The sequence below is a fragment of the Ruminiclostridium herbifermentans genome, from assembly GCF_005473905.2.
GTDB lineage: Bacteria > Bacillota > Clostridia > Acetivibrionales > DSM-1351 > Ruminiclostridium > Ruminiclostridium herbifermentans.
Genome location: NZ_CP061336.1, coordinates 4,067,226 through 4,084,596 on the forward strand (window position 1 = coordinate 4,067,226; position 17,371 = coordinate 4,084,596).

At 37.2% G+C, this 17,371-nt stretch carries 15 protein-coding genes and 1 pseudogene; all 16 read right to left on the reverse strand.

What is annotated here, in order from left to right:
• Positions 1 to 20 precede the first annotated feature (20 nt).
• Positions 21 to 1,229, reverse strand: coding sequence for a radical SAM protein (locus EHE19_RS16550; RefSeq protein ID WP_171003665.1), 1,209 nt, complete (start codon positions 1,227 to 1,229; stop codon positions 21 to 23).
• A gap of 8 nt (positions 1,230 to 1,237) precedes the next feature.
• Complete coding sequence (locus EHE19_RS16555; RefSeq protein ID WP_137699152.1) at positions 1,238 to 2,608, reverse strand: B12-binding domain-containing radical SAM protein; 1,371 nt, start codon at positions 2,606 to 2,608, stop codon at positions 1,238 to 1,240.
• Positions 2,609 to 2,615: 7 nt separating this feature from the next.
• The gene (locus tag EHE19_RS16560) at positions 2,616 to 3,839 is read right to left on the reverse strand and encodes a U32 family peptidase (RefSeq protein WP_137699153.1); all 1,224 of its coding nucleotides are present in this window, start codon (positions 3,837 to 3,839) and stop codon (positions 2,616 to 2,618) included.
• Positions 3,836 to 5,053 (reverse strand): hypothetical protein, encoded by a 1,218-nt coding sequence (locus EHE19_RS16565; RefSeq protein ID WP_137699154.1) that lies wholly within the window; start codon positions 5,051 to 5,053, stop codon positions 3,836 to 3,838. The genes EHE19_RS16560 and EHE19_RS16565 overlap by 4 nt, the downstream gene beginning before the upstream one ends.
• Positions 5,046 to 5,666, reverse strand: coding sequence for a class I SAM-dependent methyltransferase (locus EHE19_RS16570; RefSeq protein WP_137699155.1), 621 nt, complete (start codon positions 5,664 to 5,666; stop codon positions 5,046 to 5,048). The genes EHE19_RS16565 and EHE19_RS16570 overlap by 8 nt, the downstream gene beginning before the upstream one ends.
• 2 nt (positions 5,667 to 5,668) lie before the next feature.
• Positions 5,669 to 7,291 carry an SPL family radical SAM protein gene (locus EHE19_RS16575; protein WP_137699156.1) on the reverse strand — a complete coding sequence of 541 codons (1,623 nt, stop codon included), beginning with the start codon at positions 7,289 to 7,291 and terminating at the stop codon, positions 5,669 to 5,671.
• Positions 7,288 to 8,277, reverse strand: coding sequence for a polyprenyl synthetase family protein (locus tag EHE19_RS16580; RefSeq protein WP_137699157.1), 990 nt, complete (start codon positions 8,275 to 8,277; stop codon positions 7,288 to 7,290). Before EHE19_RS16580 ends, EHE19_RS16575 begins: the two co-directional genes overlap by 4 nt.
• A gap of 545 nt (positions 8,278 to 8,822) precedes the next feature.
• On the reverse strand, positions 8,823 to 10,235 hold the full coding sequence (locus EHE19_RS16585; protein ID WP_190530376.1) for a recombinase family protein: 1,413 nt from the start codon (positions 10,233 to 10,235) through the stop codon (positions 8,823 to 8,825).
• Positions 10,171 to 11,385: a recombinase family protein gene (locus tag EHE19_RS16590; protein ID WP_190530378.1), complete on the reverse strand. Its 1,215-nt coding sequence runs from the start codon at positions 11,383 to 11,385 to the stop codon at positions 10,171 to 10,173. Before EHE19_RS16590 ends, EHE19_RS16585 begins: the two co-directional genes overlap by 65 nt.
• 183 nt (positions 11,386 to 11,568) lie before the next feature.
• Entirely contained in the window at positions 11,569 to 12,321 is a 753-nt protein-coding gene (istB, locus tag EHE19_RS16595) for an IS21-like element helper ATPase IstB (protein ID WP_190530271.1), read from the reverse strand.
• Positions 12,314 to 13,606, reverse strand: a complete 1,293-nt coding sequence (istA, locus tag EHE19_RS16600) for an IS21 family transposase (protein ID WP_190530273.1) — start codon at positions 13,604 to 13,606, stop codon at positions 12,314 to 12,316. Before istA ends, istB begins: the two co-directional genes overlap by 8 nt.
• Positions 13,607 to 13,678: 72 nt before the next feature.
• Positions 13,679 to 14,428 (reverse strand): annotated as a pseudogene (locus EHE19_RS16605) (phage portal protein); the annotation flags it as partial.
• Positions 14,429 to 14,444: 16 nt separating this feature from the next.
• Positions 14,445 to 16,046, reverse strand: coding sequence for a terminase large subunit (locus EHE19_RS16610; RefSeq protein ID WP_137699284.1), 1,602 nt, complete (start codon positions 16,044 to 16,046; stop codon positions 14,445 to 14,447).
• 115 nt (positions 16,047 to 16,161) lie between these two features.
• Entirely contained in the window at positions 16,162 to 16,338 is a 177-nt protein-coding gene (locus EHE19_RS16615) for a DUF5049 domain-containing protein (protein ID WP_137699283.1), read from the reverse strand.
• A complete protein-coding gene (locus tag EHE19_RS16620) occupies positions 16,331 to 16,567 on the reverse strand; it encodes a DUF4314 domain-containing protein (protein ID WP_137699282.1) in 237 nt (78 codons plus the stop codon). Before EHE19_RS16620 ends, EHE19_RS16615 begins: the two co-directional genes overlap by 8 nt.
• Complete coding sequence (locus tag EHE19_RS16625; protein ID WP_137699281.1) at positions 16,560 to 17,315, reverse strand: virulence protein; 756 nt, start codon at positions 17,313 to 17,315, stop codon at positions 16,560 to 16,562. The genes EHE19_RS16620 and EHE19_RS16625 overlap by 8 nt, the downstream gene beginning before the upstream one ends.
• Positions 17,316 to 17,371: the final 56 nt, after the last annotated feature.

The window sequence follows — 17,371 nt, forward strand, 5'->3', positions numbered from 1 at the left end:
TCTCCTCCTCATATTTTAAATTAATATTGTTCATGTTGACAAAATGGACGAATCAAATCCTCAGCCTCCAGGAAAAAAAGACCACACTTCTTATTCCTCTCATAGTCAAACTGATGATCCCCCATATAGTTCTCACAACTAATCATTAGAATTTCCTTTAAATTTGCTAGGGGATCAAATTCTTTCTTTAATATTGATGAATACAGCATTTTCCTAAAAATACGTTTTTTAATTAATTGAAACATATTAAGTGTTAATTTCATCATTAAGAAAGTCCTTTTGCCAAATGAATTGGTATTATTCAATTCATTTGTTATTTTCTCTAAATACTTAAGTAAGGAGTCCATATTAAGTGCCTCCTGTACCGGAATTAGAGTTTTGTTTTTTGTAACATATACATAAGTTGTTAAATTACAATGCTCATGAAACAGTGGAAAATACTGCTTTTGTGGTTTTTTACTAATCGCCTCTATAAACTCTGGAACTGGAAGAATAGTAGCTGGAGATGTGAAATGCTCCTTCCTAATATGCCTTTTCGTCTGACATTCAATGCTATTTACAATCTCATCCTTATTATAAATATAAGCCAAATCAAATTTATCAGAGTTGTTACTATTTCGTATAAAAGATTGAAAATTAACATGTTCTATAAAGTCTTTATTTTCTACTGCATAACCTATAATAGATCCGATTTCTCCATCGTTAACACCACGCATAATACATGCTGCAAGTATTGTTGCCTGTTTCACAGATTTTAGGTTTTCTAATGCTTTTCTTTTCGTTTCAGCCAGTTCTTTTCCCCTCATTAACAGGTATGCGTTATTATTGAACCCATCAAACTGCAACCCCATTTGACTCAATCCTGCTTTTTTAAGATCCTTTACATAATCAATATCCTCAGCAAGCCTTATTCCATTTGTCATAACTTCTGTTCGCTTAAAGCCCATTTCATGAATTCTGGCTATTAAGTCGGGAAGGTCATCACGTAAAGTGGGTTCCCCTCCTGTCAGCGCAATTGTCGGATCGATATCTGGCCTTTCTTTTTTCAATCTTTCCAACCGTTCTATTATGTCACCAAACTCTAGTTCTTTGGACATACTGCATCCAGATTGATTTTTCAATCTTCTAAAGCATATTGGACAATTAAGATTACATTTTTGTGTCACCTCAATTAACCCTAGTATAGGATTTGATAAATCATTGATTGATGTAATGAAATCTGTATTCATACCCTCTCCTACCATTTCTGTGAGTCAAAGAAACCATCAAATGACCATTTAAAAAAACCTTTAAATGTTTCTTTATCCAGCTTTTTTACTTCCGAAGCCACACGCTGTAGCATCTTAATTGGTCTGAAATAGAATTTCCGATAAGCATAATTCAAAAGCTTTTTCCCATCCGCTAATTTAATTTCCTCAGTTTCCAGAATTGGACTCATAATGGTATACCGTAGCAAGTTCTTTTCCTTAATCAATCCTTTCTGCTCACAGGATTCATAAAATCGTGTTCCTGGAAATGGCGTAGGAACTCCAAAAAAAACATAATCAGGATCTAGCTTTAGTACAAAGCTCACTGTTGCTTTTGCATCTGCAATTGTCTCCCCTGGAAACCCTAGTATGGATGATACTGCTACTCTCATTCTGGAATCGCGTCCTAATTTTACAGCTCTGAAAAATAAGTCATTTGAAATATCTCTATTCAGGTTTTTCATTGTCTTTTCTTGAACGGACTCTATCCCAAATAGTAAACATTCACAGCCTGCACGATTAAACCGTTTCATTGTTTCTAAATCTGGTACTCTGTCTGCTCTTGTCTGCATTCCCCACCAGACTTTCAAGTTTCTGTTCTCAATCTCATCGCATATTTCTAAGGCACGAGGTAAATCCACCAAAAAATCTTCATCCACAAATGAAATTCCTTTAACCTTATATTGTTCAATAAGAAATTCCATTTCATCTACAACATTCTTTGCACTTCTTCCTCTCCAACTAGGAAAAAGATGAGAGATCGAGCAATAATTACAGGTCATAGGGCAACCTCTGCTAGTCATCATAGTGGCCATGCTCATTGGACCAAAAAGCTTATATTTATGCATTGGAAATAAATGTCTTGCTGGGAAAGGTATGCTGTCTAAATTTTCTTCGGGTATCCTTGGATTGGTCTTAATTACTTTTCCATCCTTTTTAAACATCAATCCATCTATCTCTTGGGGATCTTTACCGCTCAATAGTTCTACAAACGTTTTTTCCCCTTCTCCATACATGATATAATCTGCATAATCTACCAATGTATCCGGCTCCAAGGATGGCATCGTCCCCCCAATTGCCACCGGAAAACGTGCTCTCAATTTCTCAGCAATCTGCTTACCGTAATCAATGTTACAAGTAACACAGGATATTCCTATGAATTCCGGATCTGTCTTTATTGCCTCTTCTACAGTTTTTTCCACGTTATATTTAAAGCCAAAAGCATCGACTACTTTTACTTCATGTCCAGCTTGCTCTAAAGTTGCAGCCACATAAGCAAGTCCAATTGGAATGCTGGGTAGTCCCATGAATTTTAATACTCTGGGTTCATCATAATTCGGGTTGACTAAGGTTACTCTCATACTAATTCTACCCCACAATCTTTTCTTTAAAATATGGTAAATACTTTTTCATTAGTTTCCACTTTTTTGTATTTTTAACATATTGGTTGAATGCGTATTTTATCAATATATATTGGATAAAACTCTGGTTTTTAGTTACCTCCATCATCTTCCCTATTGATTCGAAGGTAGAGCAATATTGCTCTAATATCGTTTCGTCGTAATGGATGATATCATGAAAATGATTTGAACAATAGTTGCATTTTGAACAGTCTCCACATTCAAAACCTTTTTCAAAAAATCGGTTAAAAAATTTTTCTAACTCCAATTTATCAGAAGTTAAATTGAGTTTATTATTAAATAATAATTCGCCTAATTCATGTGATTCCGGGGATATAATCGTTAATAGATCAAGAACATTTCCATCAAATGATTCTTCACTGTAAGCTTCACCTGCCCGGACAATCCATTCTAAACTTTTCTCTCTACCCCCAATTTTTATATAGTCCACAATACCATCATAGTAATTGCAATCTTCCGGTCTTAACCATGGGCTTTTTAGTATTTCATCCATACTTATTAAACGTTTGTTTAAACAATTGTAAATACAGTAATCCATATAAAAAGCTTTTTTATGTACGGAAGCATGTGAACCAGAGTTATAGTGATAATAGCGATAAGGGCAATCCTTCAAACAACTGTCATTTACCAGTATTTCAAGATCCAACTTTGTATGATTTCGAATATCTTTTATTATGTTGGGTTTACGGTTTAAATTGATGTTTAATACAATGCGGTTAACACCGAGCTCTTCATAGCTTTTTACCTTCCCGATGCTATCAACAGCCACAATAGTCGATAATGCAATTTTGACTTTATTTTTACTTATTTTCTTTACCAATTCAATTAGATAAGGCACTGCGACTGTTACTGTATCACTAAACGAACATATCCAGTTTAACTCATCCAACATTTTAGCTTTAAATCGTGGATCAAATTCCATATTTCCAAGACAACTGGCATTTATTGTATAGTTAAACTCCAGACCGCTTTCATGGACTTTTTTTACATAATTTTCAACGTCTTTTCTTTTTAGGCATTCCCCACGTATTGCAGCGGAGGAGTGTCCCGATCCCAAATAGCTAGATTTTAACGAACCATATACCTCATGTATTTTATTCTTTCCCTTTTGTATTTCAGGAAGATAGTCAAAGAATTTATAATCCCAAGAACATGGTAATGCAATTTTCATTTTATATTCGCCAACTCCTTTTCAAGCATTGCCAAATTGCCGTTTGTTGACTCTACAAACTTTAGTAATTCCTCTCTCACACTGCCATTTGCAATTGATTGTTTTATCAGATCAGTTCCTTTTTTAAAAGTATCCACCATTCCATTTAAAAATAGATATTGAGCGGCATTGATGACAAGCAATTCAGAAAATCCATCCTCTCGCTTTCCTACCATAGATTCTAAAGTGATTTTTAATCTATTATCACTGTCACTTAACGTAATGTCTTCCACATTTCTGTGTTTTACTCCCCAATCTTCAGGTGTTGTATAAATGGTATCCTTTACCTTGTTCTCTTCGATTAATGTTATTTTAGTCATACCTACATTTGATATTTCATCCAATGACAGACCTTTGTCATCAGTACCATAGACAATCATTCCTTTTTTCGTATATGTACAAAGTTCTGCAACAAGTTCTCCTACCAACTCAGTATCCGGAACACTGATTCCCCGTTGCTGGAAAGGAGCCTGAAAGAAATCAAAGCAGAGTATATGAAATCGAAATGGATAAAATAATGCTTTCATGATGTGCATACCATATGGTACTTTTGACATAAAAGTTGCAATATCCTGAGTTTTTTCATCCGCCGCTGATTCTCCATTAATATAAGCAGCTCGGCTAATTATTAAGGCTGTTTCAACAGATTCTGGTAATGTAATCGCTTTATACCCAATATTATCTGTGAAATTTCCAGCCCCTGAAGCTCCAAAATAGGAATGACTCCCCATTTTTAATACATTTGCTCCAGCGGCTGCGGCCATTATTATGGATGGTGTAGAGACATTAACTGTTTTAATCTCATCGCCACCAAATCCATTTGTATAGATTAGATTTTGACTGAAGGGCTTAGCATCCTGATATCCATTAAACCAGTCATTATCTTTAAAACTCTGAATGAATCCTTTCATTTCCGCCACTGTGATTCCTTTTGCAAATATACCTGTTAAGAAAGTCGGTGCAATCAAAACCGTAAGTGGGTCAATTGATTTTAAAGACATAAGCATTCTAAGCTTTTCAGGTAAAAACTTCTTGGTTACAAACCCTTTCTCAATGTTTTTCCATTCTCCCCATAAATAGCCCCATCCTTTTCTCACTTCTTCCTGTGTGAGATTATCCTGGTTTTGAATACGAATAAGTATTTTTTCCCACCACAATTCCCATTTTTTATCCATCTTTACCTACCCTCTTACATAAGATTCCATATTCAAAAAAATACTTAACAGTTCCCACTACTGCTAAACCTGATTTCTTGCATAACTGAATGCATTCATCCATGTTAACTGGATCCGAATAGCCCATTTTTTTCTCTCCTAATTCCAAAAATCTTGTAAATAAATTATTATTAAGAGCAAAAATTAGTATATACCCATTTGCTTTGGTAAAGGATTTATGCAATTCAATTATGTCTTCCTTTTTACTGAAATGTTCAAGCAGACCATCACTCATTACCAGATTGTATTCCGGTCTCTGGGCAATTTTTGTAAAGTCTTCTTTTAGGTATTTTATACTTCCTGTTCTATTATGAAATAGCTTTTTATGCATTTCATAGGCGATTTCATTATTATCAACAAGCGTTACACTGCCCCCATATATATCCTGAATATGTATAGCTGCCGCACCAGTACCTGCACCTATTTCCATAACATCCGGTGCTTTTAAATTAATTTTCTTTAATATCTTTTTGTATTTTTTTAAATGTACAAAATAGAGGAATTTAAGAAAAAGGGGATGCTTTTTTACCCTTTTCCAAAAAAAATCCCAATCGACATACTCTTTATTTTTCATATTTACGACCACTTTCCTTTGATCATCTTTGAATAATCATTCAGACCATATTTTTTTAAAACGCCTTTCATAAGATAATCAAATATCCTCTTCTGATACTCCTTATCAACATAGAGGTTATCAGTTCCTCTCACATATAACCGTTCATAATCTTCCGTTAATTGCGGATAATATTCACCTATAAACTGCTTTACCTTATATTTGCAATCTCCACGTAAATTGAGAATATCCGGTATCACATAATCGACTTTATAATCAGCCAACGTCTTAACCAGATGTTCCATTTCACTTTCACTATCTGTGATATAAGGGAAGATAGGAATCATAAGTACTCCCACCGTAATCCCTGCTTTCTTTAACTTTTCAATTGCTTTTAAGCGATTCTCAATCGGTGCAGCTCTCTTTTCTATTTTATCTAGGAATGATTGGTCTAAAGAAGGTATGCTAAACACTACATCTGTTAATGGACCTAACTTTTTTAAAATATCAATGTCCCTCATAACCAAATCAGACTTTGTTGTTATTGTTACTGGATTTTTATGCTTATATAGTACCTCCAGTATTTTTCGTGTAATTTCATAGTGTTCATCTATTTTTTGATATGGATCTGTTACAGTGCCAAGGTTAATTAACTTATTTCTACTTTCTCGCCATTTTGGAACCATTATCTGCTTTTCTAAAGCTTTATCCGCATTAATTTTTACATAAATAATTCGTTCAAATTCATCTTTAGTATGCCCCAAATATTCATGACTGGTTCTTCCATAACAGTACTCACAGGCATGTAGGCATCCCCGATAGGGATTTGCCCCCCAGTTAAATGGTAGCATTGGAGAGTTAATAAAATGCAGCATAGTGGAAACCACAATCTCTTGATAAGTAACTTCTGTTTTACTCTTATCATCATTGAATTTCTCACTGATTAATTGAATTCTTTCCATCTCATACTTATTCATTTTTTCTTCACAGGCTTTTTTAAACTCAATTTCTATTAGATCTCCAATCTTTAGCTCGAATACTTTTCTGATTACATAGAAAGTGTTAATATTCTTGATTTCTATCCAATTCATGAAGTATTTTTGCAGTAAAATAATATTCTTCTTACCAAGATTGTTAATTGATGAAATTACCCCCTGCTGAGTATCCAAATTATTTGAAACAATAAAAACCATTATTGAATCTAAAAAATCAACAACTTCTTCCTTTTTACCTTTTTTAGCCAATACTTTACTGTATGTTTCTAGATATATACGTGCTAAAACTGGATACTCCTGATCTGCTAATTTATTTTTTATATATTTGATTAGTTCAAGATCACCCTTTTCCAATATTGATTCAATACTGGGGATCAAACCATATCTTATAAATTTTTTACTCAAATCATTGGTAAGCTCTACAAACCTTTCGTGAATAATTGTTCTACATGATTCTAATTTTTCATATACCAGAGCCATATACATAACAGCAAATACTCTTACATATTCATCCTCTGATTTTAGAATATCCAATACCTGCTTAAAATCATCGGATGCAGAATTAATATCCATTTCTTTTCTTAAAAGATTTTTACAAATATTCACTCCTGGTTCTCTTTTAATTTCCTTCACGATTAAATCAATATTCATTGAACTTCCTCCAGTAAACAATCACAGTATTCTTGTAAAGCTATTTTGTACTCATTATTTCTTAAAACCTTTATATCCGCTTTTGCCTTTTTTATATAATAAACGATTTTATCCTTTACTTCGGACAGAATTATATCTTGGCTAATTATTTCAATTACCAATTCCTTATTTGAAGATTTTCCGCTATAAAAATTTTGTATTATTTCCTTCTGATGGGCATCACCTATTTTATAAGCTACAATTGTTGGTAATGTAACAAGTCTTCTTTCTAAATCAGTCTGATAAGTTTTATCAGTTTCCTCATTTCTTAAATAAATGACACTCTTTAAATCATCCAGTATCTGATATGCTAGACCAAGATTATATCCATAAGACACTACGGCAGCTCTATAATTTTCACTGACTCCAGCAATAATTGTACCTAATTCACAAGCCATCGAATAAAATATAGAAGTCTTATTACTAATCACATGAAAATACTCCAACTCACTGATAGTATAGTTTCCCTCTAAAATACTTTCCGACTTTTGACCTTCATACATATGCAATAAACAGGATGATATACTATTTAATATTTCTTTTTTCTGAACTTCTCCAGTTTTAATCTCGCCTATTAATCTCATTACAATAAATATTAAACAGTCTCCTAATAGCAAGGCTGAAGGCAGCCCATACTCATTCACAATAGTTTTTCGCCCTCTTCTATATACCCCATTGTCAATTATATCATCGTGTATGAGGCTTGCAGCCTGTATTAACTCAATAATAATTGTGAGTTCAGTTAGTCTAGAGTCGTACTCTTTTCCTGCTAAATTAGCTGTAATATATGTAAAAGTAGAACGTATCATTTTCCCAGGATATTTTATTACCTGCATAAACTCTGGAATTGACATAAACTTCTTTAAATCCACATTAGCAATAATTTCAAAAACCTGACTCTCATAGGTTTCTTTAACCTTTTTATTTATAACATTAAAACTTTTCACTTATTCCCCCATACAATCCACAGTAATGCTTATTTGTTTATTTTTAATATATTTCTCTACTTTTTTCCCTATTTTCTATACATATTATACAATTAAATATATAATATAAAAGTTGCTACTTATTGTCAAATAAATTTTGATTTTATGATTGATTTCAGTTCTTCATCGCAAAAAATTTTTTGTCCATATATAATTTGAGAGCCTCTAATTTTCCTTTTTCTAGCTGCTAAGCATATAGTTGAATTGAATATTGATGAGAGACTTATAATAGGTGATGTTTCACTTGTTAATGAAATTGCTTGGATAAAAATGGATAGTAGACTGAAAATAGGTTTTTTTTATCTCATATGTAACCCTCCTTATGAACTTAATTACTACAAATATACTTAAAAAGTATTTACATTGTTCTTATTTCATACCGCTCTCTTACTTTATGAGGTATTTTTACTAATTATTTATAATATGTTTTTTTTCATAAAAAAATAGGCAACTTAAAGTTGAATAATTCCACCTTAAGTTGCCTATTTTTTATTTACTACTATACTTTAATCAATTTCACACTCAATCTCAGTGCCATCAAGAAAAGTCATAATTATCTTTTCTTCCTCAAACACTGTCAACTTTTCTATTATTTTAAAATACAATTCCACATCAAATTTTTCTAATGGCTCTGCGTCTTTTATAATATTCATAAACTGCTTTGCTCTATACTTTTGAAGCGGGTTATCACTTTGTAAATGTTCCTTCCATTTACTCATAAAGTAATCCTTATTCTTCAAAATTGCATTAAAAGAATTAACAAATGCCTCATATAAGATGCCATCATTAATATGCCTGTTCCCACACCCTATTTTTCCTTTAATCTTGTATTTGTTGCTACACTGCCAGATAGTTCTTTTTAATCTTTCATCATTAGAATTCCAGACCTTTCTGCCAAATGTACTGTCGCAGTAACCACATATAACTTTTCCTGCAAACGGGTTATTGTCAGTAGCATAGTCATACTTATGCAGTCCATGCTTTTTTGCAAATATCTTTCGCCGTTTCATTTCAAACTGAACGGCTTCCCATGTATTATTATCAATAATTGCAGGATGGCTTTCTTCAACATAATATTTTGGCACTTCACCTTTATTTATAACTCTCTTTTTGGAAAGAAAATCAACGGTATATGTCTTTTGCAACAAAGCATCCCCTTTGTACTTTTCGTTACTTAACATTTTCCTGATACTGCCCTCATACCATTTTGCTTTTCCATTCCAGTTCAGTACTCCACCTTTTTCAAGTTCCCGTGCTATCCTGTTCGGACCTTTTCCATCAAGATAATCGGTATATATCCGCTTTACCACCTTAGCCTGCCTTTCATTTATAACAAGGTTGCCATTTTCATCCTTATCATAACCCATAAATTTCGTGTGGTTGACTATGACTTTACCCTGCTCAAACCGCCTTCTGATGCCCCATGTGCTGTTTCGACTTATGGAAAAACTTTCCTCCTGTGCAAGGCTGGAAAGTATGCTTAACAGCACCTCACCCTTTGAATCTAAAGTCCGTATGTTCTCCTTCTCAAATATTACCTCTATTCCAAGTTCCTTCAGCATTCTAACATAGTTCAAGCAATCTAAAGTGTTGCGTGCGAATCTTGATATAGATTTGGTTATTATCACATCAATTTTTCCTGCTTTGCAGTCTTTAATCATTCTGTTAAACTGCTCACGCTTTTTTGTGTTAGTCCCTGTGATACCCTCGTCCGCATATATCCCTGCGAATTTAAAGTCAGGGTGGTTACATATATATGTAGTATAATAATTTACCTGCGCCTCATAGCTGGACAGCTGCTCTATTTGGTCGGTTGATACCCTGCAGTATGCCGCCATTCTCTTCTTCTGCGGTTCAGCATTCTGTGCCGTATTTGTTCTGTTTGCCCTTGCTGGTATAACTGTAATGCTTCTTGCCATTTTGGATTTCCTCCTTCACAATCGTTGGTTCCGTTATATTAAGACTGCCTATAATCTCATCATTAATTACTGTTCCTTCACAGGCATCTTTACCATTTTTAACATAGTTACTGCATTGCCATACTATCTTTTTACAGGAGTTTTTACTGTTCCATGTTCTACGTCTCAATGGAGAACCGCACTTGCTGCAGAAAAGAATTCCTGACAGTGGATAGCGATTAAGACATTTTATTGAGCCTATTGAGTTTCCTTTTGCTTCAGCACGTTTTTGCATTTCAAGCTGCACTCTCTCCCATGCTTCCTTTGTAACTATTGGTGAATGGTTATCTTCTATGTAATAGCTATCAACCTGACCTCTATTTATTTTCCTTAGCTTAGTTAGATAGCTTGGAGTATAGGTTTTTTGAAGCATTACATCCCCTTTGTACTTTTCATTTTTAAGAATATCCCTTATGCTTGCCTCATTCCATTTTGAACCTGTTACTGTCGGTATTCCTTCTGAATTAAGCAGCTTTGATATTTTTAACATACCGTTTCCGTTCAGATACTCTGTGTAAATACGTTTTACAATTTCAGCCTCTTTGGGGTTTATTATTAAATCTCCATATTCGTCCTTATCGTATCCAAGAAACCTATTAGCGTTTATAACTAGTTCACCTTTTTCGAACTTTTTACGGTACCGCCACTTTATATTCTCACTGACACTTCTGCTTTCTTCCTCCGCAAATGAAGAGAGGACGGTAAGCATCAGCTCACTGTCCCCGGATAATGTAGCTATATTTTCTTTTTCAAATCTTACCTCAATACCTATATCTTTTAATTCCCTTACATATTTCAGTAGTACCGCACTATTTCTTGCAAACCTTGATATTGATTTTGTTATGATTAAGTCTATTTTTCCTTCTCTGCAAAACTCCAGCATTCTTTGAAACTCGGGTCTATCATCTTTTGTTCCAGTTATTCCTTTGTCTGCAAATATTCCTGCAAATTCGTATTCGGGATTTGACGAGATTAACTTTTCATAGTAGGTTACTTGATTTTCCAAGGATTCACCCTGCTTGTAGCCATCGGTGGATACCCTCGCATAAGCACAGACCCTCTTTTTCTGTTGTTCAGCTTTTGCAGCAGGCTCTATTTTTATTACACGCACTTAATTTGCTCCCTTCTATCAATTTAGTACTATACATCACTCTTCTAGGGAATAAAGTCAAGTTAATAGAATTAGCTTCAAGAAACATCCAACATAAAAAGAGGCTGGACACATTCGCCCAAACCTCTTATGTATAAACTGTCAAGGAAAAATGTATAAAAAGTATTAAATAATTATGTACAACTATTCTCCTTGCTTCATATGATCCTTTAATCTGTATGACTTTCCAGATATAGATATTACATGTGCATGGTGCAATACCCTGTCAAGTATTGCATTGGCTACAACTGCGTCATAGAATACACCATCCCATTCGTTGAAATTCATGTTTGTTGTAAGAATGGTACTTTTTCTCTCATATCTCATATCTATAAGCTGAAAAAACATATTAGAATCTTCTTTATCAATGGGTAAGTAGCCAAGTTCATCAATGATAAGTAGTCTGTAATGGCAGAAGTGTCTGAGTCTTACATCAAGTCTGTTTTCCAGTTTTGCTTTCTTTAGTTGCTGCAATAAATCATGACATTTGATAAAATATGTGCTAGTACGTTTCTTTGCTGCAGCTATTCCTATTGATGTTGCCAGATGAGTCTTTCCAACACCACTTGGACCAAGAAATACTATATTCTCATTTCTTTCAAGAAAACCAAGCGTGCAAAGTTCTTGTATTTCTTGCTGATTTACTGACGGCTGAAAATTGAAATCATAATCTTTCAATTCCTTTACAAAAGGAAATGCTGCTGCTTTAATCATAGATCTAGATGCTTTGGCCTCCTTAAAATCAACTTCGTAATTACTAAGTCTCAGTAGTCCTTCTGTAAACGAAAGATTGTTGGATGTCACAAAATTAGATATTTCATCAAGATGAATTACCATTTGCCCAAGACCAAGAATTTCCATGTTCCGGCATAGCTGGTTGTATGTACTGTTATTCATAACTATATACTTCTCCTATAACCTGTAAGTTTTCTTTTGCCCGCTCATTTATATTTTCTTCCTTAAATGCATGCGATTTTCTTGCTATAGCAGTATAGTGTTCTGTAAAATAATTTAGTTTCTTTTTACTAAGGGTATGGATAGTTATTAATTCCATGTTATAATAAACATGTATGTAACCATCATACACTTGTAAAGTAAGAGTTTTTCCAATGTATTCTGGTGGTACAGAATACTGGCATTCATTATGGTTGAACATGCTGGATGAATTTACTTTTACTTTATGTGGAGTTATTTGATAAGGCTTTCTTATGGTATCGGCTGGTAAGCTTCCTAAGAAAGCTTTTTCCTTGTTGAAATACATTAATGGAATACGACCTGTACCTTGATTTACCTGCATGTTTACTCTGTTATTTATTCGTGTGACCAACTCATTAAGTTCCTTGTAATCAAGTTTTCCATTGTAGGCTCTTATCTCATCAAGTAGTTTCATTGGTGCTTCTACTTTGGCTTTTGTTCTTGGTCTTCCTGCAATACAAGGGTGCACCTTAAAACCATAATCATCCGCAAACTGCTTAAATTTTATATTTATTTTCCCTTCTGTATACTCTGTTCTTGGCTCATCCATAACTGTTTTCATATTATCGGTGACAATCTCACTTGGAACACCTCCAAACGTGTTAAACGCATCATCAAGGAATGAAAATAATATGTCCTGTGTTTTTGATAGAGATACCCTGTATACTCTAAAACGTGAGTATGACAGCAATAATACAAATATGTTTACTTCTATTATTTCACCTGTTGAAAGAGTAAATCGTATAGACTCTTTCCAGTCTAGTTGTGCTTGTTGACCCATTCCTGTTTCATAACGTATGGTTACGTTATTTGCGTTTGAAGGTCTGCTTTTTTTGAAATATGAGTCTAGTTCAGGATATTTTCTTAGATAGTAGCAGAAATTCACATAAGACCCTTCATAAGAATGATTGTCTACTAGGTATTGCCATAAAACTCTTCTGTAATAAAATATCTGCTGGCTGTTATCAGATAGAAGCTCTGCGATAATGTCATAGTAAGCAGTGATACAATTCACGCATTCTCTGGATTTGGCCTTATGAAAGCCATTAATGTATTTATCAACTGTACGCCTATCGACATCAAGTTCCCTTGCGATCTGGCTTTTATTAACCTTCAATGTTGTGTCCTCCATAAATGGTTTTAACTTATAAAGATCCTTGACAGTTTGAATATTTAAATCTGTTATGATACTACTTTTGATAATCATTAGGGTACCTCCTTTTGTACCCTGTAATCATACCATTTGTACATTTTTATTTAATATTATTTGTACATTATTAATTATAACTTTATAGGCAGAGCCTTGGTAAGCGGCATTCCAGGATTCCTTGACCTTCTGCGGGTCCTTAATCGTGCCGGGATGTTCAAGCACACCGCCCGGTGCAGCCCCATTAGCAAAGAACTTAGCTCCGTATTCCTCTGTGGCGATGGCGAGGCCTACCGCGTTCTTTGCCATTGCAATGGGTGAATAGCCAACCAGACCGTCAAAGCCCAAGCCCGGAATATGCAGGACATCGGCAGGGGCAAGATAAACCTGGTTGTCTTTGCCGAGTGAAGGTACGTCCTCCAAGCTGCGCTGATATAAATAGAAAAGCCGGCCGTTTGCATCACGGTCGACTGTCATCTTGTTCGGCACCAGCGGATAGAGGGAAATGACCTCACCCTTAGCATTACGTATAATCTGCGCATAGGCATTGCCCCATAATAAAAGATGACTCATCAGCGTTTCTCGGAACGCAAATGAAGTCATCTCCGGATTTGGCTCGTCATGGAGTAGCTTATATAACGGGTGTTTCAGATATTTCTCTTTACCTCCGCTGTCATTGTACCTATATACATGAAGCGGAAGACCCGCCAGTGTTTCGGAAAGTATTCTCACGCAGGAATAAACCGCAGTCATCTGCATGGCAGTATGTTCGTTGACCGGCTTTCCTGAGTTTGTACTCCCAAAGAAAAAGTCGTAGCGTCCGCCGCCAAGGGCATCCTTAGGCTTATCACGTGCTTTGAATATTCCTTGAAAGATGTTCATAGCCATTTACCTCCAATTAAAAAACGAGCAGTCCGCGCGAGTCATACACGCTTTCGCTCGTAACATTTCCGCATCGTATTGCCCGGTCAAGCGCCATAATGGTGGCGACTGCGCCATCGATTTTCTCGGTAGATTTCTCTTTGTCCGCTTTGATGTTGCCCGCCGGATCAGTGCGAATATAGATGTTATCCATCATCCAGCGCAGAACAGGGTGACCACCGTGAGCAAGTTTCTGCTCTAAGGTTAGCTTCATGAGTTCCTTGGTCGGTGGGGACATATCCTTGAAGCCCTGGCCGAACGGAACAACTGTAAAACCCATACCCTCAAGGTTCTGTACCATCTGCACAGCTCCCCAGCGGTCAAAGGCTATTTCACGAATGTTGTATTTCTCACCGAGCTGTTCAATAAATTTTTCAATGTACCCGTAATGGACGACATTACCTTCGGTGGTTTGTAGGAAGCCCTGCTTCGACCACAGGTCGTAGTTCACATGGTCGCGTTTGACTCGTAAATCGATATTGTCCTCCGGTATCCAAAAGAACGGAAGTATGATATACTTGTCATCCTCGTCTATTGGTGGGAAAACAAGCACAAAAGCGGTGATATCTGTGGAAGAAGATAGGTCAAGGCCACCGTAGCAAACTCGCCCACGTAAGGCTTCCGGGTCAACTGCAAAAGAGCAGGCATCCCATTTGTCCATCGGCATCCAGCGTACAGCCTGCTTGACCCACTGGTTCAAGCGAAGCTGGCGAAAGCTATTCTCCTCGGCGGGATTCTGTTTTGCTGATTCAAATGCAGCTTTTACTTTTTCCATACTCACCGTAATGCCAAGGGAGGGGTTTGCTTTTTTCCACACCTTCGGATCAGTCCAGTCATCCTCCTGCGCAGCGCCGTATATGACGGGGTAGAAGGTTGGGTCAGTCTTACGGCCATCGATAATATCCAGTGCCTTCTGGTGGACCTCCCAGCAAATGCTGTTTTGATTGTCACCAGCCGTAGTGATAAGAAAATATAACGGCTGCATTCTCGCATCACCGCTCCCCTTAGTCATAACATCAAATAACTTTCGGTTGGGCTGGGTATGAAGCTCATCAAACACCACACCGTGAGTGTTAAACCCATGCTTGTTGCCAACGTCGGCAGACAGCACCTGATAGATACTCCCGGTCGGCTGATAGATTAGCCGCTTCATGGAATCAAGAATTTTAACCCTTTTTGCAAGGGCCGGACACATCCGCACCATGTCAGCCGCTACATTGAATACTATTGATGCCTGATTCCGATCAGCAGCACAGCCGTAGACCTCGGCACGTTCTTCTCCGTCGCCACAAGTGAGCAGGAGTGCTACAGCGGCGGCAAGTTCAGATTTACCCATCTTCTTCGGAATTTCCACATAGGCGGTGTTAAATTGTCGGTAGCCATTGGGTTTGAGTGTTCCAAAGATGTCACGAATAATCTGTTCCTGCCAGTCGATAAGCTCAAAAGGTTTACCGGCCCACGTGCCTTTGGTATGTGAGAGGGCTTCGATAAAAGCAACAGCATAGTCGGCGGCCGCCTTGTCGTAGGTAGAATCCGCCGCTTTAAAACGCGTCGGAGAGTATTTCTTAAGTCGTCTGATACGCCATCGCCTCCTTCATTGCATAAAAATAGACACCATTCGGTGCCTTAAATTTACATGTACGAGAAACAGCCCCGCTGAGGGCTGCTCCCAGATTTTATGCCGGACTTAGTAGTTATACTTCGCCGGTTAGGATAAAATGCGCATATTCCTTGCGGTGTTCCTTGAGGTATATAACCAGCTCGTAGAAGCCCATGTCATTCGCGATACGCTCCACCATATGGACGTCGAACATATTCGTAAGGCCAGTGTCGCGGATAACGAGAATTTGCTTTTTGACCGTTTCACTCATCCTCGCTTACCACCTTGCATGTGTCCTCGCCGTATGCAACCGATAGGCCGCAGCCATTGTCCCATGCAACCATTATGCTGCCGATGTCGTCCACGCCGCGTACTGTGCCTTTTGTGCCGACCGGAGGCGCTTGCGGATCATCCATGCGAACCAGTTGCACACGGCATCCAACTGGGTAATGCTTTCGGAGGTTCTCGACGAGCTCTCTTGAAGGAAAGTGGTTATTCATTTTCAGTCACCTCCGTGTCCTGCAGGCTCATCACATCGTCGTAGAGACATGTGTCTGCTTCGATGCGCTCGACCAGCTTCTTCACCTTCGGATTGCCGCTCCTGAACGCGCCGCTGCCGGAAAGATTGCGAAGCAGTATCTTTCTTGCCGCTTTGTACTCGTCACCGATAAAACCAAGACGTAGCAAGAAGCAGCGGAATGCGTACTTTTCGTTGTCGATATTCTTTTCCTTAGAGGTGACGCGCTTCTGTGTTTTCGCCATGTCGATGAGCTTTCCGGTGAAGTGGGCGTAGGCATTGATTTCCTCTGGCTGTGGTAGGCCCACAAACCACGGGAAACTAATTACTTCGTCTGTGACATCAATCGGCAGCGCGTCCGTGCCCAGCGCCTTCTTGATGAGTGATTCCTTGCTTGCTACCAGCAAGCGCAGGTTTTCCAGTGCTGTATCGCTGATATCCTTACGTGGATAGGAAAGGATGAGCGAGTCACCAGCGTCTTCGGTTTCATCCTCCATCTGAGCTTCCAGCTCGAAGCCCTTTTCAAGCAGCGCCTCGATCAGCATCTCAATCTTGTCGCTATCGACGCGGTCATCGAAGCTCACTGTGCCATTCTTGTCGATGGTGATGTAGTCCACCGCGTAAGCAAAGCTTGGTGCGCCCTGGTATTTTGCCTGGCACTCGGTAATTTCTGTGATCGACGCTACCAGCCGTTTGCGGTCGCTACCTGTAACATTAAATTTGAACTCCATAAATCAAAACCTCCTTCGTTTTGGTACATACATACATCACTCTAAACGCACATAAT

Bases quoted from the DNA above. Each gene is read 5' to 3' on its own strand.
- EHE19_RS16550 (WP_171003665.1), bottom strand. From the start codon at position 1,229: ATGAATACAGATTTCATTACATCAATCAATGATTTATCAAATCCTATA.
- EHE19_RS16555 (WP_137699152.1), bottom strand. From the start codon at position 2,608: ATGAGAGTAACCTTAGTCAACCCGAATTATGATGAACCCAGAGTATTA.
- EHE19_RS16560 (WP_137699153.1), bottom strand. From the start codon at position 3,839: ATGAAAATTGCATTACCATGTTCTTGGGATTATAAATTCTTTGACTAT.
- EHE19_RS16565 (WP_137699154.1), bottom strand. From the start codon at position 5,053: ATGGATAAAAAATGGGAATTGTGGTGGGAAAAAATACTTATTCGTATT.
- EHE19_RS16570 (WP_137699155.1), bottom strand. From the start codon at position 5,666: ATGAAAAATAAAGAGTATGTCGATTGGGATTTTTTTTGGAAAAGGGTA.
- EHE19_RS16575 (WP_137699156.1), bottom strand. From the start codon at position 7,291: ATGAATATTGATTTAATCGTGAAGGAAATTAAAAGAGAACCAGGAGTG.
- EHE19_RS16585 (WP_190530376.1), bottom strand. From the start codon at position 10,235: ATGGCAAGAAGCATTACAGTTATACCAGCAAGGGCAAACAGAACAAAT.
- istB (WP_190530271.1), bottom strand. From the start codon at position 12,321: ATGAATAACAGTACATACAACCAGCTATGCCGGAACATGGAAATTCTT.
- istA (WP_190530273.1), bottom strand. From the start codon at position 13,606: ATGATTATCAAAAGTAGTATCATAACAGATTTAAATATTCAAACTGTC.
- EHE19_RS16615 (WP_137699283.1), bottom strand. From the start codon at position 16,338: ATGAGTGAAACGGTCAAAAAGCAAATTCTCGTTATCCGCGACACTGGC.
- EHE19_RS16620 (WP_137699282.1), bottom strand. From the start codon at position 16,567: ATGAATAACCACTTTCCTTCAAGAGAGCTCGTCGAGAACCTCCGAAAG.
- EHE19_RS16625 (WP_137699281.1), bottom strand. From the start codon at position 17,315: ATGGAGTTCAAATTTAATGTTACAGGTAGCGACCGCAAACGGCTGGTA.